Below are 22,605 nucleotides of genomic sequence, written 5' to 3'. Positions count from 1 at the left end.
CGTGCCGGGAGACGGCGCGAGCCGGCTCGGTCAGCGCACCCGAACGTGTCGAGCGACACGCGGTCCAGTGAACGCAGTCACGATCGATACACCACGCATCCCACCACGTCGACGACGCTCCGGGACGTTTCGCGCCGGTCCCGACCGGAGACTCGCCGTACCGGTTCCGATACGAGAACACGATCACGATCGCCAATGCCGACTCGAGACACCGACGCCGACATCGACGCCGATGCTGACTCCCGCGGGAGGTGGCCGTACCCATGAGCCGACGGGCCGCCGCCGGAATCGCCGTCCTCTGTCTTCTCGCGCTCGTCGTCGCCACCACCGGCGGGAGCGGCCCCGGCCCCGGGACCGGCGGCTACGACGACATCGGCGAACGGATCACCGCCGAACCACACGACGGCCCGAACGGCGCGTACGCTCACCTGGACGACGAGGGGAAACTCGCGGTCGACCTGACCGCGGGCAACGACGCCGTCGAGGGCGACGGCGTCCCCGCCGAGGCGATCACCGGGGTAGACGACGTGTTCACGCTCAACTACACGGGAGACGACTACGCGCACGTGTGGCTCGAGCACGAGTCGGACGACGTCACCTTCTATCGCTCGGACGGCGACGGTACGGGCTCGAACCCGAGTTCGATCGAAGGGATGGAAAACAACGCGACGCTCGAGCCCTACGAGTCGATCGACGTCGGGTTCACCGTGGATTCGCACGGCAAAGAGGCGACGGACGTTTTGATACGCGAAATCACGATCCACGGGAAAGTACCCGACGAGGACGAGGACGACGAGAGCGACTCCGACGCCGAGTCCGACACGACGGTCGCCTGTCCGACGGGACCGAGCGTAACCGTCGAAGCCTCGGACAAGACGACGCGAGCGATTTCGATCGCGGACGCCGACGGCTGCGGGCTCGAATCGATCGACCTGCACGGGTTGACCCTCGGCGACGGCGTTTCCCTCGCCCGCCTCGACGTCACGCTCGCGGGCGACGAGGCCTCGTTCGCGGTCGCGGCCGAGAAACGATTTGACGGCGCACGGTTCGAACGCCTCCGAACGAAATACGGCGTCGAACCGATCGGTGCCGTCGCCCTCGAGAACGCGTCCGGGGACGGGGACGCCCTCGAGAACGTCTCCTACCGCCTCGTCGTCGACCGCTCGCGGCTCGATCGCACGGGAACCGGCGGAACCGGGGTCACCGTCTGGCGCTACGACGGGAAGACCTGGACCGACGGCGAGATCGAGCAGGTCGCCGGGACCGAGTCGACGCTCGAGTACGTGATTCCCGCCGACCCGACTGCGGAGTACGTCGTCGCCCTCGAGGGGGAGAAACCGGACTCCGACGAGACGGCTCCCGGGGACGACCCCGAGGATCGGGACGCTGACGAAGACGGGACCGACGAATCGAAAGCGGACCGCGAGGAGTCCGGGCCGGCCGACGGGATGCCCTTCCTGGCGCTGGGTATCGTCGGTCTCGGGTTCATCGCCGCCCTGCTCGGCGTCCGCTTCGTTCGAACGCGGACGTGAGCTATCGGAGGCAATACAGATCAGATACCCTAAAATTCAAATGACACAACGTGATTGATCCGATCTGGGAATGATTCGACGGGGGGTGAGTCGTGGGGGCCAGGGACTCCTAGCCATCGTGCTCGTCGCGTTGCTGGCCGGCCAGTTGCTCGGCCAGCCGATCCTGCTCGGGTTCGTCGAGACCGGGAGCATGGAGCCGACGATCGAGACCGGCGACGGGTTCGTCGCGGTGCCAAGCGAACTGGCGGGCGAACCGGAGGTCGGCGACGTCGTCGTCTTCGAGGCCGAGGAGATCGAGGGCGGCGGACTGACGACCCACCGGATCGTCGAGGTGACCGACCGGGGGTACGTCACCCGCGGGGACGCGAACCCGTTTACCGACCAGGACAGCGGCGAGCCGGTCGTCCAGGACGGCCAGATCGTCGCCACCGCCCTCCAGGTGAACGGCGACGTGGTCACGATCCCGAGCCTCGGGACCGCCGTGATGGGGATCGGCGAGGGCCTCGAGCGCGCCCAGCGGTGGCTCGCGGTCACGTTCGGTCTCCGGGCCTTTCTCGGGACGACGGGGCTCGCGTACATGCTGCTGGCCGTGTCGCTCGTCCTCTACGCCGTCGAGACGATCCGGGAGCGACGCCGCCCCGACGCCGGCTCCTCGCCGGACCGATCCCGCGGACGCGGCGAGGAGGTGGGCGTCGATCCGCGACTGCTCGCGGGGGCGTTCGCCCTGCTGGTCGTCGTCGCCGCCACGGCGGCGATGGTCGCGCCCGCCGGCACCCACTCCTACGACGTCGTCAGCGCGGAGTTCGACTCCGATCGGCCGCTGGTGATCGAACGCGGGACGACCGCCGAGATCCCGTACGCGATCGGAAACGGCGGATTCGTCCCGGTCGTCACCTACCTCGAGCCCGGCGGGCAGGGGGTCGACACCGAGCAGGGGCCGACGGTCGTCGGACCCAGGGAGACCGCCGAAACGACCGTTTCGATCACGGCACCCGACGAGACCGGCTACTACCCGACCTACGTCACCGAACACCGCTACCTGTACGTCCTCCCGCTACCGGTGCTCGACGCGCTGTACGACCTCCACCCCTGGCTCCCGTTCGTCGCCGTCGTCTCCCTGCTCGGGGGCGGCGTCTACCTCCTCGGGCGCGTCCTGCTGGGGCCCGGCAACCCGCGGGCACGCCGGGAACGGACGCGACGGCGACGGGCGACGGATCGGCGGCAGAATCGGCGAGGAACCGATACGACGTACTCGCGGACACCGCGGGAGAACACCTGACCATGCAGACGGACACCGACGACGCGACACCGACGGAGGGGACCGCCAGGCGACTGAAGTTCCGCGCGCTGCTCGCGGAGTACCGGACGGCGCTCGTCGTCGTCGCGGTCGCACTCGTTCTGATCGGCGCGTGGGTGAGCTACGGCGCGTACGCCGCTCCGGACGAGAAGACGGAACAGCGACTCGAGCCCGCCTGGACCGCCACGGGGGAGCTCTCCCACGGGGCGACCGTAACCGAGTCGACGCCCGTCCATGCGAACGGGACCGTCCTCGAGAACGAACCGCTGTACTATACGGCGATCACCCCGGAACTCGAGGGGGAGTTCGTCGGGGGATACGAGGCCGACAGCGCCCGGAACGTGGAGGTTGACGTGACGGTCGAACTCGTCTACCGGGCCGTCGATCCCGAGACCGAGACGGTCTACTGGAGCCAGCGGGAGGAACTCGCGTCGGCGAGCGAACCCGACGTCGCGCCGGGTGAGGACGTCGCCGCGGCGTTCACCGTCGACGTCCCCGAGGTCGCGGCCGAGATCGACGAGATCGAGAGCGACCTCGGGGCCAGCCCCGGCACGACGGAGATTTACCTCGCGGTCGACCGGGAGATCGAAGGCGAAATCGAGGGCGAGTACCGGGCCGCGAGCGACGGCTACGCGGTCGACATCGAGTACGACGGCAGTACGTACTCGGTCGACGACGAAGTGGGGTACCGGGAGGACCACGGCGAGGAGTACGAGACGGTGGTCGTCCCGGAGACCGTCGGGCCGACGCGGACGATCGGCGGGCCACTGTTGCTGGTCCTCGGATCGGCGGGGCTCGCCGGCCTGGCGCTCGCCTCGTGGCGATACCCGGAGCCGACGCCGACCGAGCGGGAGTGGCTGGCCTACCACGAGGATCGCGAGCGGTTCGCGGAGGTCGTCACCAGGGTCCGGCTTCCGCCCTCGGAACTCGAGTTCGACTCCGCCCGGACGGGCGAGGCCGGGGACGGAGCCGCGGACGAACCGGAACCGAACCCCGACTCCGGGTTCGAGTTCGTCGAAGGGGGGTCCGACGACCACCGCTCCGCGGGCGACGAACCAGCACCCGGGTACGCGACGGTCGAGAGCCTCGCGGAACTCGCACAACTCGGGATCGACGTCGGGGCCGCCGTCGTTTTCGACCGACGGAGCGAACGGTACCTCGTCCGCCACGGGGGGACGACTTACGTCTTCGAGCCGCCGTCGCTCGAGGCGGCGGGAAGCGACGTGGGGAGCGAAGGGGAGAAAGAGGGGGAACGGGACCAGGAACGAGCAGAGAACCCGCCGATGGACACCGAGGCGGTCGACGACGACGCCGATTCGGAGGCTGCCGAGGACGTCACCGAGGATCCCGAACTCGTCTTCGCTCGAGCGACCGGCGGCCGAGACGGGGATGGGGACGACGACGCGAGAACGGACACTGACGGTGAATCGACGGGCCAGCGGGGCACGGTTCGGGAGTACGCCGACCGTCTCCGGGCGCTGCTCGATTCGAAACTCACAGCCGGCGAGGCGGAAGCGTCCGGCGGTGCCCTCGAGGCTGATGCCGACGACCCAGGCGGTGAAAACCGCGACGAGAGCGAAGCTAAAGTCGACGGCTAGAACCGGTCCAGCGCGAACATCCCGATGTCGTGGTCGGTCTCACCCTCGAGCGCGAGATCGGCGAGGATCTCGCCGACGACGCTGGCGAACTTGAACCCGTGTCCGGAGAAGCCAGCGCCGACGGTGACCTGCGGGTGGTCGGGCAGCGTATCGAGCACGAAGTCTTCGTCCGGCGTATTCGAGAACAGGCAGGTCTCCATGCGCATCGTCGGCCCCGCACCGGCCGGGAAGTACTCCTCGGCGAACTCCCGCAGGAGTCGTTCGTCGGCCTGGGTCGGCTCCCGCTCGAAGGCGTCGGGATCGACGGTCTCCTCGCGGTGGTGGTATCGCCCGAACTTGAACCCCGGCAGGTCGTGGACGGGGAACCCGTAGAACCGGCCGTCGGGTGTCTCGAGGTTCCAGACGGGGAACCGATCGGGCCCGAACTGTTCGGGCCGGTCGGGCTGGAGCCAGGTCACGACCTGCCGCTCGGGGACGACGACACCCTCGAGGGCGTCCACGAAACGGGAGGCCCACGCGCCCGCGGCGATCACGAGCGAGTCGGCCTCGTAGGCGTCGTAGTCGGTCTCGACCCGGACGCCGTCGACGATCGGCGACCAGTCGACGACCCGTTCGCGGGCCCGGACGGTGGCCCCCTCGCGATGGGCGCGCTCGACGTGGGCCACGATACACTCTTCGGGGACCAGGAACCCGCCGTCGGGCTGGTAAATCGCCTCGTAGTCCGCCGGGAGGTCGTACCCCGGGTGGCGATCCGACAGTTCCTCGCTCGAGAGCCGTTCGTACTCGAGGTCGTATTCCTCGCAGGATCGCTCCGAGGTCGCGACGAAGTCGGAATCGGCCGGGCCGGCGTCGATCGATCCGGTCCGGTACAGCAGTCGGCCGTCGTGGTCGGCCTCGAGGTCCGCCCACAGCTCGTCGGCCCGCCGGAGCAACGGAACGTACGCGGGATCCTCGCCGTAGGCGAGCCGGAAGATCCGCGTCCGGCCGTGCGAGGAGCCGTAGCCGTGAGGGACGTCGTACCGCTCGAGGCCGAGGACGTCGACGCCGCGGTCGGCAAGGTGAGCGACGGTGGCGCTGCCCATCCCGCCGACCCCCAGGACGATGACGTCGTACCGGTCGGTCATGCGTGGACGTACGGCGAGAGGCGCGAAAATACTTCTCACTCCGCGGTCCCGTCCGCCGCTCGCGGCCCTCGCCGAGTTGCGCGTCCTCGAGGAATCGGACCCTACGGATCACCCATCGTCCTCGGTTCCGTCCCCGCCGTCGTTGTCGTTTTCACCTCCACGGCCTCTCTCGGCCTCGCCTCCGCCATACTCGTCCGAATCGGCCCGCTCGCGCAGGTGTTGCTTGTGTCGCCGTTCGGAGACGTGCGGAGTCCCGTCGGCCAGGTCCTCCCTGACCGAGGCCTCGAGATCGTCCATCTCCTCGAGGAACTCCGCGGAGAACTCGTCGACGAGTTCGAACGTCCACCGGTCGTCGATCGCCCCCGCGGGCAAGTGCTCGTCCCGGAGTTGGTCCGCCCACTCCTCGTGGCCGGCCTCGCGGAGTTCGTCTTCCGCGTCGGCCATCCGGTTCATCGCGCGTCCGACGTGATGATGGAACTCGAGCAACGAGCCGTACGCACGGTAAATATACTCGATCCCGAGTTGCATCGCGTGGAGCGCCTGCTCCTCGGCCTCGGTCAACTCGAGATCGTCGCCGTCGGCCACATCCGGGTCAGCGTCGGAGTCGGGATCGCTCGTCATACCCCTCGGACCACGAACGGCTCAAAAACCGTTGCCGGGCCGGCAACCGCTGCCGGTACCGGGGTCGTGCCCGCATCGACCCCGGAGCCGGGCACGGCGGCCGGTGCCCGAGCCGTCGTCAGGAAACCAGCGTCGAGAACTCCCGGGCGAACGACTCGACGTCCTCCCAGTCGGTGTACTCGTAGTCCCGCGAGGTGTCGGTGTCGCCGCTCTCCTCGCTGGCGATCCGACGCATCATGAACCGCTTGAGCAGCCCGTACTCGCTGTACCTGAGCGCCCCGGCGACCGATAGCGTCCCGTCCGGGTCCCACCCCGTCTCCTCGAGGAACCCCTCGAGCAACTCCTCGGCCGCCGCTTGGCTCTCTTCGTCCTCGGAGGCGGCCGAGAGGCTGACGGAGTAAAAGGCCGACGGCAGCCGGTTCAGCGTCTCTCGGTGATCACGGACGAACTCCGCGACGTACCGCTGGTGAGCCCCGGCGTGGATCGACGCACCGACGATGGCACCGTCGTACTCCGCCGACTCGAGGTCGGCCGAGGAGTGACCCAGGTCGACCAGCGTCGGTTCGTGGCCGTCGGACTCGAGTACGTCGGCGATTCGCTCGGCGACCGCCGCGGTCTGGCCCTCGCTCGAGCCGTAGGCGACGAGAACCCGCGTCATCGGTGCTCACCCCGACAGTCGCCGACGGCGGTGCGACGGAGAAGTCCCGAACGGACGGCCTGTGAATCGACTGACATACGGAACGTACGCGCTCGAGCAGTATCAAGGCATCCGGGCCAGCCTAGGGAGCGACCTCGAGTCGCTCCCCGAGTTCCGGCGCGCTCGCCGCGAACCCCTCGGCCCGCAACTCCTCGGCGAACGCCTCGCACCGATCGCCGTGGTTGACCAGCACCGCCGCCCCTTCTTCGCGGTAGGCGGCGAGGAACTCGAGCAGGCCCTCGCGGTCGGCGTGGGCGGAGAAGTCGTACTGCTCGACCTGCGCGCTGATCCGCATCATCCGGCCGTCTATCTCGGCGCTGCCGGTCTCGAGCAGGTCGCGCCCGGGCGTCCCCTCGACCTGGTGGCCCGTCATGGCGATCTTGTTGGTCGGGTGCGACCGGATCGCGGGGACGTAGGTCATCGCGGGGCCGCCGTGGAGCATCCCGCTTGTCGTGACGATCACGGTATTTTGCTCGGCGATCCGCTCGCGCTGGCCGTCGCGGCCGTCGACGAAGCGGGCGTTGCCTTTCGCCCGCCGCAGGAGGTCGGGATCGCGGAGGAACTCGCGGTTGCCTTCCCGGAGGAAAATCTCCGTGACGCGCTTGCCCATCCCGTCGACGTAGCACTCGAGGTCGTGTTCCTCGCAGATACAGAGCACTTCCTGGGTTCGGCCGATCGCGAACGCGGGGACGACGACGGTGCCGCCGCTCCAGATCGTCTCCGCGACGCTCTCGGCGAAGGCCGCCTCGATCTCCTCGCGTGGCCGGCGCGTCACGTCGGAGTAGGTGCTCTCACAGATCACGGCGTCGGCGTCGGGACGGGCCGTCGTCCCGGCGAGCAGTTGCTGGTCGTCCGCGTGGAAGTCTCCCGTATAGAGCAGTCTGGTCTCACCGTCGTCGATCAGGACGTGTGCGCTGCCGGGGACGTGGCCCGCGTCGAAGAACGTGATCTCGTAGCCGGCCGCCTCGAACGGCTCGCGGTAGCCGTGGGTCTCCGAGACCTGGGTGAGGCGAGCGACTTCGGCCTCGGTGAACGGGCAGTCGTAGGTACCGCCGTGGAGTCGAAGCGTGTCCCGGGCGAGTACCCGCGTGAGTTCGTACGTCGGCGGCGTCCAGTGGATCGTCGGTCGGGCGTCGCCCGATAGCAGCGACGGGATCGACCCGACGTGGTCGAGGTGACCGTGGCTGACGACGACGGCCTCCGGATCGACGTCCCCGGCTCCGATCGGGAACGCCGGCGGGTTGCCGGAATCCATACCGAAATCGAGCAACAGATCGTCGTCGACGAGGATCGCGCTCCGACCGATCTCGCGGGCCCCGCCGAGAAACTCGACCTCCATACGGCCCGATTGTGGCTCGAGGCGTTTGCCTGCGTCGGTTCCGGCCGCCCCGTCGCCCGGGCCGTGGCCGCTCACCGCCTCGTTCGATCGAACTCGCGCGAGCGATCGGTGTCGACGTCGCGTCGGGTCGGGTCCTCGTCGAGTACCCGATCCAGTTCCCGCTCGAACTCCGCTTCGCTCAGTTCGCCCGAGACGTACCGCTCGCGGAGTCGGTCTTCCGGATCGCGACCGCGAGAGGTGTCGTCCGTCTCGAGGCTCCGCTCGGCCTCGATCTTCGTTCGACTATCGGACGAACCTCCGCGAAGCAGCGACGTCAGCCCGACGAGCGCCAGCACGAGAATTCCCAGCACGGCGAGGGTGACCACGATCGAGAAGACGGTCGCGACGATCGAGAACACGATGCCGACGATCGTCGCGACGACGCCCAGGACGACGAGCGCGAGGACGAACACGCCGAGCCCCTTCACCAGAAGCGTGCCGAGACGGTCCATACGGGGCGTTCGACGGGAACATACAAAAGCGGCGCGATTGATCAACTTTCCAACTAGTGCGACGGGAAAGAGCGGCGACCGAAACCTCAGGACCCGTTCGACCGTGGTTCCGTCGCCGGCGACGCACCAGTGCGTTCGGCCAGCCCGATCAGGTACACGTCCAGCAGGCAGACGATCAGGACGGCAAGCGGGACCGCGACGTCCGTAAAGGCGACGCGTTCGAACTGCAACGCCGTGAGGACGAACGGCTCGCCCGGCTCGAGCGCGCCGGGGATCGTTCGCGCGCTCAGGAACGCGAGCGCGAGTACGTACAGCAGGAACCAGCTCGCGCCGCGTTTCAACCGACCCAGGTAGCAGTGACCAAGCCCGGAGACGAGCACCGAGAGCAAGTAGGCAGGCCAGATCGGTCGTACGAACGAACTCGTGTTCATGGGTTGGCGTTGCCGGTCCCGAAGGGGACCCGTGTTGCCCGCTCGAGGCGGACGAGTGGGGACTCGAGGTTTGCCCTGGCCCGGGGATCGTCGCCGTCTTCCGAGGTCGAAGCCGAGGTCGAGGCCGAAGCCGAAGCCGTGGACGCGGCCGTGACCTCGGGGTCGACCGCCCGCTCGAGGGTAGCGACTGCTTCGCGAGCACGCTCGAGGTGGCACTCACCGTCGCTGTCCGCCGGCTCGGCCCCGGGCACAACGGTACTGGTGCCCTGCTCCTCCGGAACGCGAACCCCGTCGGTAGTCGAGAGGACCCGAACGACCGTCCGCCGCAGGTCCAGGCCGATCGGTCCCGCGAACGAACCGACCCCATCGGATGGGTCGGCGTCGCTACTATCCCCGGAGGAAGCGACTAGCGCCGCCGCCAGCGAGCGACTGTACGTCTCGAGTGCGGCACGTATCTCCCCGCTCGCGCCGAGTGCCGTCGCGCCGAGTTCGGCGGCGACGCCGGCGACGGTCGCCGGCGGCAGCGACTCGGCGTGTCCGCCGTTCGGGTCACGCGTCTCGAGACTCCGCTCGAGAAACTCGTGAGAAAGCGCCGTCGACCCGGACGCGAGGACGCGATACAACTCGAGCCCGCGCCCGGCCGGAACGGGCGTTTCGCCGGCTGCGGCGTAGGCCGCTGCGTGGAGGTAGTCGCTGGCCAGGACGGCGGCGTCGCGGTCGCGGTTGCGGTCGCCGATCGGTCGGCCGCTCCCGGGATTCCTCCCGGCACCGACGTCACGAGGACAGCCCATGCCCGCGCTCGAGTCGCCGTCGACTAGCTGCCGTCTGATCCGAAGATACCCCTCGAGGGAGACGACGGCCTCGATCAGCGGTTCCGTAACTTGTACCGGCGAGACGTCGGGATCGGCCCCCCGATCCGCCATCGCGGCGACCTCGACGGCGACGGTACAGAGCGCCGCGGGGACCGACCGCTCTCGAGCGGGGAGCGCCGCGGAGACGAGCCTGCCGATCGGCGAGGCCAGTCCGGCCGCCGCTTCGGCGGTGGCGTTCGCGTCGTCGGTGTACGTTCGTTCGCGCATGACGGGTGTGTGGTCGACGCAGGCGTCAGGTGTCAGGTTCCAGGATCCAGGTGTCTGATGTCTGACATCTGGTTCCCGGGCGTTACTCCGCCCCGTCCTCGGACGATCCGTGTTCGTCTTCCGGCTGGCGGGTCTCGCTCGAGGGGCCCAGGTCCGATGTTCCGTCGACGCCGCCCTCGATATCGATCTCGTCGGGGAGCAGGCCTTCCGGGAACGAGACGTCCTCGGCGAGTATGTCGTCGAAGATGCGGGCCACCATCGCCGACCGGACCTGCCCGATGTAGTCGTCCTCGGCGAGCGTGAGCTGGCGGATACGCGCACCGTCGAGGGTCGCGATCAGGAGGGCGGCGGTTTCCTCGGGGTCGTGGTCGGTGAACTCGCCCGTCTCTATCCCGTTCCGGAGGATCTCTTCGGCGATCTCGCGGAGCCTGTCGTCGCTCTTGCGCAACTCTTTACGGTACTGCTCGTTGTACGGTGCCTGCGTCCGGATCTCGAGCATCGCGGTGTGGAACGACTGACGCTCGTCGTCGTCGCCGGAACCGTAGAGGAACCAGTCGACGAAGGTCGCCAGCCGCTCCGAGGGGGTGAGATCCCGCGTCTCCGCGATCCACTCGTCGAACCGCTCGACGAGGTAGTCGACGAAGTCGGCGACGAGGTCCTCCTTGGAGTCGTAGTGGTAGAACAGGAGGGACTTGCTCTTGTCCGTGCGGTCGGCGATGTCCTGTGCCGTCAGATCGGTGTAGCCGTGCTCGCAGAGGGCCTCGTAGGTGGCCGTCATAATCGCGTCGCGAACGTCCGGATCGGTCACTACCTGACTAATTGGTCAGGGTGCATAAAAGTCGTTTCGTTCTCCCCGGGGTTACGTCGCCGAATAGCGGTCGATCCGGAACCGACCGTACCCCCCGTACGCGATCTCCAGGGAGCCGATCCACCAGTTCCACCGGTCGGCGGGCGTCCCGTCCGGCGCGTCGGCCAGCTCCGAGACGACGATGTCCGTCGTCAGCGTATACCCCGTGTCGTCCCGATACCGGCCCGCATCCGCGAGGTCGACGGCCTGCCGGACGACCACCCGCCGCTCCTCGGCGCTGCCGCCGAACTCCTCGCCCAAGCGCGCCTCGAGCCGTTCGGGATCGATGAACACGCTCGAGGGTACGCAGGGAACGCACTTGACTGTTCGAGTCGGCCCGCAGCGGACAAGACCGCGTTCGAGACCTCTCCGAACGTCGTGGCCGGGAGCGACATCGTCGAAACACGGGGATGTCGCGACCCGGGCAGAGCAGACAATCCCGAACACCTGACCGCGAGCGAGTGAAACGAGCGAGCGGGCCGACGACCGACGTGAGCGAGGACGGGAGGACGAGCGAACGGGGGGAGGAGTGCTTTTGATCGATCTTTTGGCGAGCGACGACGTGCCCTGGAGCAGTGACGCTGCTCCCGGCACGAAACGAGCGTAACGCAAAAGGTCGGTGTGAAACGATGTTCTTTTGAGCCACGACCGTCTTCCGTCGGGCATGGCAAGTTTCACTGTCGTCGTCGGTGATCCCGACTCCGGGATGACCTACCAGCTCGAGGCCGAAGAACAGGACGCGAACCGCTTTATCGGCAAGTCGATCGGCGACGAGGTCGACGGCGGCGCGGTCGGACTCGACGGCTACACCCTCGAGATCACCGGCGGCTCCGACGAGGCCGGACGTCCCCTCAACGAGGACGTCGCCGGCGCGAACCTGAAGGAAGTCCTGATGAGCGAGCGACAGACCGGCTACCGACCGAACCGCGAGGGCGAGCGACGCCGCATCACGGTCCGTGGCCGCGAGGTCTCCGACGCAGTCGCACAGATCAACGCCTCGATCGTCGACCGCGGGAGTACCGACGTCGACGAGCTCCTCGGCGACGGCGAAGACGAGTAAGCCTCGTTTTGCATTCGATTCGAGCCAATGGTAGATAGAGTAGCGAGCGACCATCCGTCGGTTCGGACGGTTCGCTCGACGTGTACCGAAACGGCAACCGGCGTTCGACTGGAGATTCCGGCCGACGACCGCGACGCGTTCCCGACCGACGAGGTCGTCCGGATCGTCCTGGACGGCGACGAACTGTTCGCTCGCGTCGAGCGAGCACTGACCGGCGACGAGCTGTCGATCCCCGGCGTCTACGAGACGCCCGACCTGGCCCGCGATCCCGGCGGTGGGACCGACCGACTGGCCGAGTGGGTCGACGATCACGGCGTCCCACCGGGCGGCTCCGCGCTCGTCGACGTCGTCGAACCGGAGTTCCTCTACGGACTGCGGGAACCGGGCGAGACGACCTATTACGACGCCCACGAACCCCCGAGCGACAGCCTGAGCGAGATCGCCGAAACGCTGGCTACCGGAGACGGGGACCGAACCGAACCCGAGAACGATCCCGCCGATCGATAGTTCGAGGGCGATTCGAGGGCCGGACTCGAGGGTGTGCGGAGCCACGTCTCGAGTGACGGCCGGAGTCTCGACCGCGAAAAGCCACCGCCGCTAGAATCGCGTCAGAAACGCGTACAGCAACAGCCCGAACGAGAGGTGCTGGACCATCGTCTCTTCGACCGTCTCCCGTACGTACTCGTCGTCGGCGATCGAGTACTCCTTCGTCTGGACCTTCGCGTGCATCGAGAGCACGTCCTCCTCCTCAAGGTCGTGAAGAGAGGGGTAGACGGTCCCCGGACTGAGGTTCGCGTCGAACAGTCGGGAGAGATCCGAGAGTAACTCCTTCCCGTGGGTCTCGCCGCGCAACGCGACGAGCAACAGCAGGACCTCCTCTAAGTTCTCCTTGATCAGCGCCTCGTCGAGCGACACGTCCTCGATCGGCAGCGTCCCTTCCACCTCGGCCACCAGTTCGTCGAGTTCCTGCTGAACGTCGTCTATCGCCCCGTTCGTCCCGTTTTCGACCTCGAGAGGGGTACCATCGCTACCGAGTTCATCCGATTTCGTTCCCTCCCGCTTTCGATCCCTCTCCTCCCGATTCCGGTCCCCCGAGGTCGTCATCCGAATCAACTCCTCGAGGACGGATTCCGTACTCGTTACGTTTTCCTGCATTACCGATCACCGATTGGGGGTGGTAGTGGCCGGTCCCGATCGGCTGCCGACGGCCCACACCGTCCGACGGGGTCCCGTTCGGGTGCCACCCACGACTACTCAATCACTGGAACTGATACATCTTAAACGACAGGGAACTGAACGTATCACAGCGCGAAATTTTAACCCGTCGGACTGAATATAATAATCGACGGAGCGCCACTCGAGTGAGTGATTCGGTTTTTCGTGTGTTAGGCAGTAGTATTTCACATTCTCTGTCCATTATTCGGACGTGCGACCATAATTCGCGCGAATCGGACCGCATACATTAATCTACTGGCCGCATGTCAGGGTTCGTATTATTCGGGAGGGCCATCCAGGGAGAACCGGGACGACTGGTCGGGACGAACCGAACGGCCGTTGCAGTTATGCGTCCGACCCGGCGACGGACCCCCATGGAACGAATCTCCGTCGAGAACGGGTTCAGTATCCACGACTATCGGTCGAAACTGAAACTCCTGAAAGACGGCGGCGATCAACGGATCCTCGAGAACCGCGACGACGTGGGGTGTCCGGCGTGCGGGCAGGGGTTCGATCGGTTGTTCGTCACCGAACGGCCGACGACGTCGTTCGAGACGCCGCCGGATCGACGGTTCTGTCTCGCCCGGACCGACGAAAAACTGCTGTTGCTGACGCACTAGACTCCGGTAGTTCTCCGGAACCGACGAAATCGAGTTTCCGACGGGCGAGGGAACTGGCGTCTCCCTCGAGGACGTCCGACCTTTGACAGCGAGAGAGTCCCGCCCTTCTCGTGAGGGACGAGTGTTCCGACCACAGTCGGAACCGAGGACTGAACAGGGCGGGCGTGAATCGCGTCTGCTCTACTGAGATACCGTCGTCTTCCTGCCGATCGCGAGTCTCCACCACATCGACTCCACTTTCACTTTCACTCTTGCTGGGCGGTCTTTACCTTTCTACGGAACGAACTGGTAGTTGGTAGATGAAGCGTACCAACACATTCGCCGTGCGACCACTCTCTAACGATGGAGAGCAGGTGCTACGGGACCTGTTGGACGCTACTGCCGCTCTCTGGAACGAAGTCAACTATCAACGTCTCATGCGGTATAACGACGAAGATGGCTTTGAGGGCAGTGTATGGAACGTCGATACAGGCCGGCTCGAGGGCAAATACAAAAGCGTTCTCGCGGCCTCTACCGCCCAACAAGTCATCGCGAAAAACAGCGAAGCGTGGCGAGCGTTCTTCCAGCTGAAAGAGCAGCACCACGACGAGTCAAACAGCTCGGTTACGGAACACCCCAAACCGCCGGGCTTCCGGGGCAACAAGGACGACGGACGTATTCTCAAAGGCGTCATTCGCAACGATGCATACTCCATCAAATGGGGTGAGCGTTCCCGACTTGAGATTGTCGTGGGGGATGACCTACGAGACAACCATAATAGTCCGGGAAGTCGCCTTCGATTAGAAATCGTTGGCGACCCGAACTGGTCCGAGTACGAGAAACAGGGCCGGTTGGACCTCTGGTACGACGAGACTGACAGCACCTTCCAAGCTTCACAGCCTGTGACTGTTTCTTCAGACGAACAGGCAACTCCACTGGCCGACGAAACGGCCGCTCTGGATATCGGTGCGAACAATCTCGTCGCCTGTACCACGACGACCGGCGAGCAATATCTGTACGAGGGCCGCGAGTTGTTCGACCGCTTCCGTGAGACGGCGCGAGAGATTGCCCGACTACAGTCGAAACTTGAGGAAGGTCGATACAGTAGCGACCGGATTCGGCGACTGTACCGACGCCGGACGCGCCGTCGCGACCACGCCCAAGAAGCCCTTTGTCGCGACCTGATTGAACGGTTGTACGCAGAGGGCGTGGACACAGTCTATATCGGCGGGTTAACCGACGTCCTCGAGACACATTGGTCGGTCGAAACCAACGCCAAGACACACAACTTCTGGGCGTTCAAGAAGTTCACCGACCGGCTGGCATGTACTGCTGAGGAGTACGGTATCTCGGTCGAAGTTCGGTCGGAAGCGTGGACGAGCCAAGGGTGCCCGCAATGTGGCAGTACAGAGCGGACGACACGGCATCAGGACACACTCACCTGTGAGTGTGGCTTCGACGGCCACGCCGACCTCACGGCGTCAGCAACGTTCCTCGAGCGGCAGACGGAGACAGCAGTCAGGCCGATGGCACGGCCCGTGCGGTTCCAGTGGGACGACCACAACTGGTCGGGGACACCACACCCTCACGAAAGTCCCAACGAACAGCGCACAGACCCGAGTACCGTCCACCGTGACGGGAATATTGCCTCCGGGGAATCTTAGACCGACTGAGACTCCCATGGAGGAAACCGCGCCGTTTACGGCGCGGAGGATGTCATAGTTCTCGGATGGTGATCCCTTCCGGGCGGAGCACGATCGCGACCGTCTCCGTTCCCTCGCCGAACGTCTCCTCGTGAGAGGTGATGTCGTCGACGCCGGCACCGACGTCGAACCGCTCGGCGTCGGGGAGGCAGTCGAACGTGCGCCGCTCGTTCTCGGCGAGTTCGAAATCCTCCACGAAGACGACGTCGTTCTCGGATCGAACTCGTACTCTGACCAGCGACGTCCGTGGCAGGTCGTTCTGGACGATGACCGTCCCCGAGTCGCCGAACGGAACCGCACCGAGGACCGTATTTCGTAACTGGCGCGCTCGCGCGCGGACGGTCGCCGGGTCGTCGCGGTACTTGATGACGCCCGCTCCGACCGCGATCGCCCCTGCGATCGATGCGAGCACCACGAGGAGCGTCGCGGGGCTGACCGGCAGCGACAGCGACGACCCCTCGTCGTCGGGTGCGGATTCCGTCTGCGTCGCGGTCGCGACCGACGTATCGCTGTACTCGTCGTCGTCCGTCGACGCACCGAAGGCATAGGTCCCCTCGTCGGACGTCGGCACGCCTGCCGACAGCGTCACCTCCTCGTCCGGTTCGAGGACGATCTCCTCCGTCCGGATCGGTTCGCCGTCGAGCGTGAGTTGAACCGTCTGGGCACCCGACACCCCGCCCGCGTTGCGGATCGTTCCCGTCACGTCGAGTCCGGAGTCGGGATCGTCCGCCCCCTCGAGGGTCACCTCCTCGACCACGAACCGCGACACGTCGTCTCGGACCTCGACCGACGTGGTCTCGACTGCATCGCCGGTGCTGGCTCGTAACTCGAGGTTCGGTGGCGCGTCCTCGGTAAGTTCGAACGTCACGGTTTCGGTGGTCGATTCGCCACCCTCGAGAACGATCGTCCGCTCGCGTGTCGCATTGTCGACGGCGACGGGATTCGTCGTCTCGATCGTGAGCACGTCCCGGCCGGGCGTTTCACCGACGTCTTCGACGGAGACCGTCGCCTCGAGGGTCTCGTTGCGTGCCGCCGGATCGGTGACGTCGGTAAACGTCACGTCGGTCCGACGGTCGAATTCGACGGACGCGTCTTCGCCCGGCGTTTCGATCGTGACGTTCTCGATCGGCGGATGCGTTTCGTTGCGAGCGAACACGAACGTCTCGTTCGTCGGATCGGAACCGGCAAGCGTCACGTTTCGCCGGTCTTCGACGTCCCCGTTGACCACGAAATGCGCCTGGAACTCCGTCTCGCCTCCGGGAATGTCCCCATCGTAGTCGAACGCGGTGTCGACCTCGAGTTCGCCGGTTAGGTTGAGTTGGTCGACGTTCGTCCCCGTGATCGCCGCTTCGATGCTTCGATTGTGTTCCTCTCGGGAGACGACAGGGATGTCGACCGAATCCGAATCGGTACGGCTCGAGACTTCGACATTGGTCTCGGGGACGTCATTGTGATCGGTTTCGTACGAGAAGGTCGTCGTCGTTTCACCACCGGGAGCCAACGTGTGTACTTGCGTCTCGACCTCTGCACCGTCGATAAATAGACTGATCGGATAGGTTTGTGACCCCTCTGGCTCATTTCCGTACCGGTCGATATCGGCGGTTACGCTTAGTTCACCACCTTCGACCGTCGAGGTGCTGTTAGTAATGAAGACCGCCGCGCCCGCAGCACCGATTTCGACGGAGGCAGTATCGGAATCGCCGTCAACGGTTACGTCGTCTGTGTTGCGGTCTTCGATCTCGACTCGAACCTCCTCGAAAATGTAGTCATTGTCGTCTCGCTCTGTATCGTACGTGAACGTGTAGGAAGAGTTACCATCTCCGTCGACATCAATAGTGGTAGTATAGTCTTCAATTTCCTCCGGATCCTTCGGATTACCGTCCGAATCGTGTAAGCTGAAAGTCATCTTCGCATCATCTCCCGTGGCATCTGCCCACCGCGAATTGTGGACGGCGACGTCCACGGAGATGGACTCCCCCTCACTGGCGTTTTCGACGTCGGTAATCTCGAGGCCCAGATCGACGTAGTCGTACTCCGGATACTCGATCGGCGTCCCGTTGACGGTGACTACCTCGTCACCCTCGACGGTTCGAACCAGTCCGTCTTCCCGGCTTACCTGTAGTTCGTCGACGACGACTTCCTGCTCGTCGTCGAGGACGACCAGATCGGGGTCGTCGTCGACCCGGTACACCGGTCGGGTGCCGTTTACTTTCGCAACCTCGCCGTCCGGCGTCTGGACGACTTCGAGGTCGTAGTCGTCGTGTTCGTCGACGATGAGGTCCTCGTATCCCCCGTCGCTTCGATTGACGGCGATTGCCGGCTCCGGCGGGAGGTCCTCCTCGAGGGACCCGCTGACGACGTGGTCCTCTTCGAACCGAACGACGACCCGTTTGTCGTCGGGTGGTCCCGACGGAACGTTGATCGGATCGCTCGTGACGCCGTAGACGTCGGAAGTGCTAGCCGTCGTTTCGAACGTCAGGGGCGAACCGTCCGCCGGGGACGCTCCCGTCACCGACGGTTCCTCGCGGTCCGTATCGACCCGGTCGTCGACGGCCGGGAGAACGACGCTGCCTCCGGCGAGCACGGCAGCTACGACGACGAAAAGGGAGAGAACGGCTATCGCGCCACGGAGTTGTCCGCGCCGACGGTCCCCGTGAGGCGACAGGCCCCGATTCCGACACCGATCCTCGTCCTCGGAGTTCGTCCGCCCCGTTGCTATTCCGAGTCCGGCGAGAAGAGAGCGGGCGACGACGCTCGAGAACACGGTCCGAGCGACCGCCGTTCGGAGAGAGACAGTCGAGTCAGTACAGAGGTTTCCGTTCATCGAGACGGCACCGGTCGTGTGTTCGCAACTGTTTGCAGGGGCCCGTAATATACTCTCTGGGCGATTTAATTCCCTATATTTGATACTTTTGACGATGGCCGACGCGCTTTTCACCCATTGGTGAGACCATCCGTAACGATGACTACGGGTCGCGGGTGCTCGATAGAAGAAAGCGACGGCGGCGAACCCGGAAACCGCTCGCCGACGGATACCGAACCGGACGGCCGACCGACACGCCGGCGTGTCCTTGCCACTGCCGCAGCCGTTTCGGTCGGAGCGACGGCGGGGTGTCTGGACTCGGCGCTGAATCTGGACGACACGCGAGTCGAAGTATCGCCGGAAGACCCCGGCGACGATCCCGAAGCGACCCCCGGCGAGTTCTACTTCCTCCTCGAGAAGAACGGCATCGTCGTCGACGAACTGTACCACGATACCGAAGACAACGATCTGATCCTGTTCTACGAGTCGACCGCCGAGAACCGGGCGGAATCCGACGAAGAGGTCGCACTGATCTACCGCGTGTTCAGCGAAGGGCTCGTGGATCGTGGCTCGGACGTCAACCACCTGTACACGGAGGTACTGGATCGGTTCGACGGACAGGTCGAAGGGTGGGGTGTCAACTCGCAGTGGGCGGAACGCCACCTCAACGACGAGGTCGGCGATCTCCAGCTCTGGAACCAGATCGTCACGACGATGGTGTACGAGGACGGCGAACGGGGCGCTTCCGAAAACGGAGGTGACAACGACTCCGAGGCCGTTCTCGGCGACGGCAACGAAAGCGCCCCGACGACGGATACGGAGGACGGTGAGGAACGTGACGACGGCGACGAGAACGAGTAGGCGTCGCTCCGGCCCCGACGAAGCCCCCAGCATTCGCTCGGGGAAGGCCTGCCGATCTGTGACCGGTGAACCGCAGACGGTTCCCACGTGTCGGGCCGGAACGAAACCGGACAGGAAGAGTGAATATTCAGCGGTCGCTACCGATCCGGTACGGACGGGAGCCCGTAACTCCCCCGAGAGTTTCGTTCCGTCCCGAACTGCGGTGAAGACCGGGATGGATGCGGTGACGGGAACGGTGATCTAGAACAATGTCCCTCTTCGAACTCGAGCGCAACGCGGAATTCGAACGACTCGTCGAGGTTCTCGAGGAGAGTTCGAATTCGAACGTCCGGCGGCGGGCCGCGGAGATCCTGGGGAGTCTGGAAAGCGAGACCGACGATACGCGATACCCGCGAGCGGACGTCGTCGACGCGCTCGTGGCCGCCTCCCAGGACGACGACGACGAGGAAGTCCGCGCGGCGGCCATCGACGCCCTAGACCAGTACGGACAGGAGGCCCTCGAGACGTTCATCGGCGAGGAGTCGGGCCAGCAGATCGACGGCGTCGCCGAGTGGAAGAAGGCGAAAGTGCTGGCCCAGGGACTGACCGCCGACCGGCCCGAACTCCGGATGGCCGCCGCCACGGGTCTCGGCCGGATCGGCGAGGACAACGTGATGAAACCCCTCGTGGAGCGACTCGAGGATTCGGACCCCCGTGTTCGAAAACGAGTCGCGCGTGCGCTGGGGCGGATCGGCGCGCCCGAGTGCGTGCCGGCGCTGACGAACCGATTACACGAGGACCGCTACGGCGTCCGCATCGAGGTCGCCTACGCGCTGGCCGATATCGGGACGAACAACGCCCTTCGGGAACTGGTAGACGTCGCCGACGCCGACGACGAGCGGCTCCGCCGGATCGCCGTCGACGCGCTCGGCCGGCTGGGGAGCATCGAGGCCGTCGAAGTCCTCGCGGAGGCGCTGCGGGACGAGTCCGATACCGTCCGCCGGACGGCGATGTTCTCGCTCGTGCAACTGCTCTCGGAGGCACCGGCCGACGCCAGCCACCAGATCCGGGAGAAGATCGTCGGCGAGCTCGAGGCCGTCACCGAAACGGAGGTCGTCCAGCCGCTGATCGACATCCTCGATCAGAGTACGGAGACCGCCCAGCGGCGCAACGCGGCGTGGCTACTGGGCCGGGTCGCCAACGACGACTACGAACGCGAGGCCCAGGAGGCGTTGATCGAGACGCTGGCCGACGACGACGAGATGACCTCGAAGTTCGCCGCGACCAGCCTCTCCCTTCTTGACGGTAGCGACCTCGAGAAACGGCTGCTCGATCTGGTGGAAGACGACACCCGGGACGAGGAGGCCCGCGTGAAGGCGCTGTTCGTCCTGGGGAAGATCGGGACGGAGACGTCCCGCAACAGGCTCGCGGGGTTCGTCGACCGGACGGAGAGCGACCGACTGCGTAAACGCGGGTTCTCCGCACTATCGAAACTCGGCGGCGCGGGGATGCCGAGTGGTGACTTCGCATGAGCAAGTCCGAACAGAAACTCGCGGACGTCACCGGGCAGTTCACCCAGGTGATGCGGGACGGCCGGAAGCTGTCGGATACCGACTGGTCCAACGGCCGGATCATCCTCTCGAACAAGCGGATCGTGATCGCGAGCAACGACGGGAAACACACGATCCCGCTGTCGGAGATCCAGTCGATCCGCGGGCGGTACGACGTCAACCAGACCGTCGCGAAGGTCTCGGACTACATCAGCATCAACTACGGGGCCGACGTCTTCCTCGTCTCGATGGGCGACGTCGAGGAGTTCGAACTCCAGATCCAGAAGGCGATCCTGGACGGCGAGATCGTCCTGATCAAACACCCCGCCGTGAAAGGCGGCGTCGTTCAGGACAGTTCCTGGGAGAAGGCCCGCGTGAAGATCAACGACGGCGTCGCGAACTTCGCGGTCGAGTCCGGCTCGCTGGTCCAGATCGAGGTCGACGACGTCGGGACCGTCGAGAGCGACGAACGGACGATCCGTTCAAAAGAGCGGCCCGTGATCGAGGCCGAACACACCGAGGACGGCTCGAGCGTCCAGACGTACCTCTCGGGGGGCGCACAGAACTGTGCGATCCTCAAGTCGGTGCTCGATAGGGGGGCCGAGAAGAACGCCTCCCAGATCGAACTCTCCGGGAAAGAAGAGGAAGTACTGATGGCGATCTACTCCGGCGTGTCGCCGTTCGAAGTGCCCGAGTTCCTGGACATGGACGTCGACGAGGTCGAGGAGATCTACGAGCGGCTGATCGAACTGGACGTGTTAGAGGAGGTTCGGGTTCGGCGCGAAGTCGCCTTGAAGCCACGCGGGCGGAATATCGCGAGCGAAGCGATGAATAGCAAGTGATTGTCTGTCGTTCTATCTGAACCGCGGGTTCGTGAACGAAGACGAGAGACAGTTAGTCTCTCCTCTATCGGTAAGAAAATCCCGCCCTTCCTGCGAAGGACGAACGTTCCGACAGGGGCGGAACCGAGGAACGAACACGGGGTGACTACTGCAAAGTCGCTCGTACCCCTGCGACGAATGACGGGAGTCGTATCGTTGCAACGACCACTTCAGACATCACAATCTGCCCTCATACGGATACAACAGTAACCGACGGATCTCGTTGCCAGGACTGTGAAACGCGTCAGTGTTCGGATCCATGTCGAGACAGACCCTCATCCGTCGTTTCGTCGCATCAACACTTTTCGGGTTTGTGTAACGAAGGGTAACTGATCTCCAGCCCTGAGACAGTCCGCATCTACTCGTGGAAACGTTTACCCAGTTACGGATGTAACTGAAAGACATGACGACGGCGGTCAAAGTACACGAAGACGCGAAGTCCCGTCTCGAGGAACTCCAGGCGGAGATTCGACTGCAGACGGGGCGCAGCGTGACACAGCAGGAGTTGTTAACACGACTCATCGACGACGCGTACGAATCGCGCGACGAGGTGATCGATTCATTCCGGAAGTCGGCAGTACCGCTCTCGGAAGAGGAAAAAGCGGCCATGCGCCGCGATCGGTACCACTCCGGTGTCGAGACGGACGAGAGCGATATCGACGACGTGCTCTACGGATGACGATCTGTATCGATACTGGCGTTCTGTATGCGGATCACGATCTGGATGCATCGAGACACGGCGCAGCGAGCAATGCACTCGAGGCAGTTTATGACGGGGAGTTCGGCCAACCGTACGTGAGCGACTATCTTTCTTCAAGGAGAGAATCCCGTCCTTCAGGACGGGCGTGAATCCGACACCGCCGACACAGTCCACGTTCGGTAACAATACGGATATTTA

22 protein-coding genes and 1 pseudogene are annotated in these 22,605 nt (G+C 65.2%); 12 read left to right on the top strand and 11 right to left on the bottom strand.

Annotated features, from left to right (window positions below; all coding sequences use genetic code 11):
* Positions 1–263 precede the first annotated feature (263 nt).
* The 3 genes from BM113_RS04130 to BM113_RS04120 all read left to right on the top strand — a co-directional run bounded on the left by BM113_RS04130 (position 264) and on the right by BM113_RS04120 (position 4,427).
* The gene (locus BM113_RS04130; protein WP_089785619.1) at positions 264–1,532 is read left to right on the top strand and encodes a DUF1102 domain-containing protein; all 1,269 of its coding nucleotides are present in this window, start codon (positions 264–266) and stop codon (positions 1,530–1,532) included.
* Positions 1,533–1,602: 70 nt separating this feature from the next.
* Positions 1,603–2,811 (top strand): signal peptidase I, encoded by a 1,209-nt coding sequence (locus tag BM113_RS04125; RefSeq protein ID WP_089785617.1) that lies wholly within the window; start codon positions 1,603–1,605, stop codon positions 2,809–2,811.
* Positions 2,812–2,813: 2 nt separating this feature from the next.
* Positions 2,814–4,427 (top strand): DUF5305 domain-containing protein, encoded by a 1,614-nt coding sequence (locus tag BM113_RS04120; RefSeq protein WP_089785615.1) that lies wholly within the window; start codon positions 2,814–2,816, stop codon positions 4,425–4,427.
* Here BM113_RS04120 and solA read toward each other — a convergent pair.
* The 9 genes from solA to BM113_RS04075 all read right to left on the bottom strand — a co-directional run bounded on the left by solA (position 4,424) and on the right by BM113_RS04075 (position 11,350).
* Positions 4,424–5,551 (bottom strand): N-methyl-L-tryptophan oxidase, encoded by a 1,128-nt coding sequence (gene solA, locus BM113_RS04115; protein WP_089785614.1) that lies wholly within the window; start codon positions 5,549–5,551, stop codon positions 4,424–4,426. The two genes, BM113_RS04120 and solA, sit on opposite strands and share 4 nt — an antisense overlap.
* Positions 5,552–5,659: 108 nt before the next feature.
* Positions 5,660–6,172: a hypothetical protein gene (locus BM113_RS04110; RefSeq protein ID WP_089785612.1), complete on the bottom strand. Its 513-nt coding sequence runs from the start codon at positions 6,170–6,172 to the stop codon at positions 5,660–5,662.
* 118 nt (positions 6,173–6,290) lie between these two features.
* Positions 6,291–6,830, bottom strand: a complete 540-nt coding sequence (locus BM113_RS04105) for a flavodoxin domain-containing protein (protein WP_089785610.1) — start codon at positions 6,828–6,830, stop codon at positions 6,291–6,293.
* 121 nt (positions 6,831–6,951) lie between these two features.
* Positions 6,952–8,208 carry an MBL fold metallo-hydrolase gene (locus BM113_RS04100; RefSeq protein WP_089786426.1) on the bottom strand — a complete coding sequence of 419 codons (1,257 nt, stop codon included), beginning with the start codon at positions 8,206–8,208 and terminating at the stop codon, positions 6,952–6,954.
* A gap of 71 nt (positions 8,209–8,279) precedes the next feature.
* Positions 8,280–8,699, bottom strand: coding sequence for an SHOCT domain-containing protein (locus tag BM113_RS04095; RefSeq protein WP_089785608.1), 420 nt, complete (start codon positions 8,697–8,699; stop codon positions 8,280–8,282).
* A gap of 86 nt (positions 8,700–8,785) precedes the next feature.
* The gene (locus BM113_RS04090) at positions 8,786–9,130 is read right to left on the bottom strand and encodes a hypothetical protein (protein ID WP_089785606.1); all 345 of its coding nucleotides are present in this window, start codon (positions 9,128–9,130) and stop codon (positions 8,786–8,788) included.
* On the bottom strand, positions 9,127–10,209 hold the full coding sequence (locus BM113_RS04085; RefSeq protein ID WP_089785604.1) for a hypothetical protein: 1,083 nt from the start codon (positions 10,207–10,209) through the stop codon (positions 9,127–9,129). Before BM113_RS04085 ends, BM113_RS04090 begins: the two co-directional genes overlap by 4 nt.
* An 82-nt stretch (positions 10,210–10,291) precedes the next feature.
* A complete protein-coding gene (locus tag BM113_RS04080) occupies positions 10,292–11,017 on the bottom strand; it encodes a TetR/AcrR family transcriptional regulator (protein ID WP_089785603.1) in 726 nt (241 codons plus the stop codon).
* Positions 11,018–11,068: 51 nt separating this feature from the next.
* Positions 11,069–11,350: a WNWW family protein gene (locus BM113_RS04075; protein ID WP_089785601.1), complete on the bottom strand. Its 282-nt coding sequence runs from the start codon at positions 11,348–11,350 to the stop codon at positions 11,069–11,071.
* Positions 11,351–11,720: 370 nt separating this feature from the next.
* On the opposite strand from BM113_RS04075, the gene BM113_RS04070 reads away from it, so the two are divergent.
* The gene (locus BM113_RS04070) at positions 11,721–12,116 is read left to right on the top strand and encodes a 30S ribosomal protein S6e (protein WP_089785599.1); all 396 of its coding nucleotides are present in this window, start codon (positions 11,721–11,723) and stop codon (positions 12,114–12,116) included.
* A 27-nt stretch (positions 12,117–12,143) separates the two neighbouring features.
* Positions 12,144–12,623, top strand: coding sequence for a DUF7112 family protein (locus BM113_RS04065; protein WP_089785597.1), 480 nt, complete (start codon positions 12,144–12,146; stop codon positions 12,621–12,623).
* A 90-nt stretch (positions 12,624–12,713) separates the two neighbouring features.
* Here BM113_RS04065 and BM113_RS04060 read toward each other — a convergent pair whose 3' ends face one another.
* Positions 12,714–13,271, bottom strand: a complete 558-nt coding sequence (locus BM113_RS04060) for a helix-turn-helix transcriptional regulator (protein WP_089785595.1) — start codon at positions 13,269–13,271, stop codon at positions 12,714–12,716.
* 434 nt (positions 13,272–13,705) lie between these two features.
* Here BM113_RS04060 and BM113_RS04055 point away from each other — a divergent pair, with 434 nt between their 5' ends.
* Both BM113_RS04055 and BM113_RS04050 read left to right on the top strand, forming a co-directional pair.
* A complete protein-coding gene (locus BM113_RS04055) occupies positions 13,706–13,951 on the top strand; it encodes a DUF7385 family protein (protein ID WP_089785594.1) in 246 nt (81 codons plus the stop codon).
* Between the two features lie 299 nt (positions 13,952–14,250).
* A complete protein-coding gene (locus BM113_RS04050; protein WP_089785592.1) occupies positions 14,251–15,594 on the top strand; it encodes an RNA-guided endonuclease InsQ/TnpB family protein in 1,344 nt (447 codons plus the stop codon).
* A 52-nt stretch (positions 15,595–15,646) separates the two neighbouring features.
* Here BM113_RS04050 and BM113_RS04045 read toward each other — a convergent pair whose 3' ends face one another.
* Positions 15,647–18,457, bottom strand: coding sequence for a COG1361 family protein (locus tag BM113_RS04045; RefSeq protein ID WP_089785591.1), 2,811 nt, complete (start codon positions 18,455–18,457; stop codon positions 15,647–15,649).
* Between the two features lie 138 nt (positions 18,458–18,595).
* Here BM113_RS04045 and BM113_RS04040 point away from each other — a divergent pair, with 138 nt between their 5' ends.
* The 5 genes and pseudogenes from BM113_RS04040 to BM113_RS23000 form a co-directional block, all read left to right on the top strand.
* The gene (locus BM113_RS04040) at positions 18,596–19,297 is read left to right on the top strand and encodes a DUF8159 domain-containing protein (protein WP_089785589.1); all 702 of its coding nucleotides are present in this window, start codon (positions 18,596–18,598) and stop codon (positions 19,295–19,297) included.
* Between the two features lie 248 nt (positions 19,298–19,545).
* Entirely contained in the window at positions 19,546–20,808 is a 1,263-nt protein-coding gene (locus BM113_RS04035; RefSeq protein WP_089785587.1) for a HEAT repeat domain-containing protein, read from the top strand.
* Entirely contained in the window at positions 20,805–21,668 is an 864-nt protein-coding gene (locus BM113_RS04030) for a CheF family chemotaxis protein (protein WP_089785584.1), read from the top strand. Before BM113_RS04035 ends, BM113_RS04030 begins: the two co-directional genes overlap by 4 nt.
* A 442-nt stretch (positions 21,669–22,110) precedes the next feature.
* Complete coding sequence (locus tag BM113_RS04025) at positions 22,111–22,386, top strand: hypothetical protein (protein WP_007139840.1); 276 nt, start codon at positions 22,111–22,113, stop codon at positions 22,384–22,386.
* A pseudogene (locus tag BM113_RS23000) lies at positions 22,383–22,517 on the top strand (type II toxin-antitoxin system VapC family toxin); the annotation flags it as partial. The gene BM113_RS04025 and the pseudogene BM113_RS23000, both read left to right, overlap by 4 nt.
* Between the last annotated feature and the right edge of the window lie 88 nt (positions 22,518–22,605).

Source organism: Natronobacterium haloterrestre (assembly GCF_900112205.1).
Classification (GTDB): domain Archaea; phylum Halobacteriota; class Halobacteria; order Halobacteriales; family Natrialbaceae; genus Natronobacterium; species Natronobacterium haloterrestre.
This window is presented reverse-complemented; position numbering and strand designations above follow the sequence as displayed.

Coding starts and splice junctions, on each gene's coding strand:
- BM113_RS04040 (WP_089785589.1), top strand. CDS start 18,596: ATGACTACGGGTCGCGGGTGCTCGATAGAAGAAAGCGACGGCGGCGAA.
- BM113_RS04095 (WP_089785608.1), bottom strand. CDS start 8,699: ATGGACCGTCTCGGCACGCTTCTGGTGAAGGGGCTCGGCGTGTTCGTC.
- BM113_RS04050 (WP_089785592.1), top strand. CDS start 14,251: ATGAAGCGTACCAACACATTCGCCGTGCGACCACTCTCTAACGATGGA.
- BM113_RS04090 (WP_089785606.1), bottom strand. CDS start 9,130: ATGAACACGAGTTCGTTCGTACGACCGATCTGGCCTGCCTACTTGCTC.
- BM113_RS04130 (WP_089785619.1), top strand. CDS start 264: ATGAGCCGACGGGCCGCCGCCGGAATCGCCGTCCTCTGTCTTCTCGCG.
- BM113_RS04110 (WP_089785612.1), bottom strand. CDS start 6,172: ATGACGAGCGATCCCGACTCCGACGCTGACCCGGATGTGGCCGACGGC.
- BM113_RS04120 (WP_089785615.1), top strand. CDS start 2,814: ATGCAGACGGACACCGACGACGCGACACCGACGGAGGGGACCGCCAGG.
- BM113_RS04100 (WP_089786426.1), bottom strand. CDS start 8,208: ATGGAGGTCGAGTTTCTCGGCGGGGCCCGCGAGATCGGTCGGAGCGCG.
- BM113_RS04045 (WP_089785591.1), bottom strand. CDS start 18,457: ATGAACGGAAACCTCTGTACTGACTCGACTGTCTCTCTCCGAACGGCG.
- BM113_RS04125 (WP_089785617.1), top strand. CDS start 1,603: ATGATTCGACGGGGGGTGAGTCGTGGGGGCCAGGGACTCCTAGCCATC.
- solA (WP_089785614.1), bottom strand. CDS start 5,551: ATGACCGACCGGTACGACGTCATCGTCCTGGGGGTCGGCGGGATGGGC.
- BM113_RS04105 (WP_089785610.1), bottom strand. CDS start 6,830: ATGACGCGGGTTCTCGTCGCCTACGGCTCGAGCGAGGGCCAGACCGCG.
- BM113_RS04055 (WP_089785594.1), top strand. CDS start 13,706: ATGGAACGAATCTCCGTCGAGAACGGGTTCAGTATCCACGACTATCGG.
- BM113_RS04060 (WP_089785595.1), bottom strand. CDS start 13,271: ATGCAGGAAAACGTAACGAGTACGGAATCCGTCCTCGAGGAGTTGATT.
- BM113_RS04085 (WP_089785604.1), bottom strand. CDS start 10,209: ATGCGCGAACGAACGTACACCGACGACGCGAACGCCACCGCCGAAGCG.
- BM113_RS04035 (WP_089785587.1), top strand. CDS start 19,546: ATGTCCCTCTTCGAACTCGAGCGCAACGCGGAATTCGAACGACTCGTC.
- BM113_RS04030 (WP_089785584.1), top strand. CDS start 20,805: ATGAGCAAGTCCGAACAGAAACTCGCGGACGTCACCGGGCAGTTCACC.
- BM113_RS04070 (WP_089785599.1), top strand. CDS start 11,721: ATGGCAAGTTTCACTGTCGTCGTCGGTGATCCCGACTCCGGGATGACC.
- BM113_RS04065 (WP_089785597.1), top strand. CDS start 12,144: ATGGTAGATAGAGTAGCGAGCGACCATCCGTCGGTTCGGACGGTTCGC.
- BM113_RS04025 (WP_007139840.1), top strand. CDS start 22,111: ATGACGACGGCGGTCAAAGTACACGAAGACGCGAAGTCCCGTCTCGAG.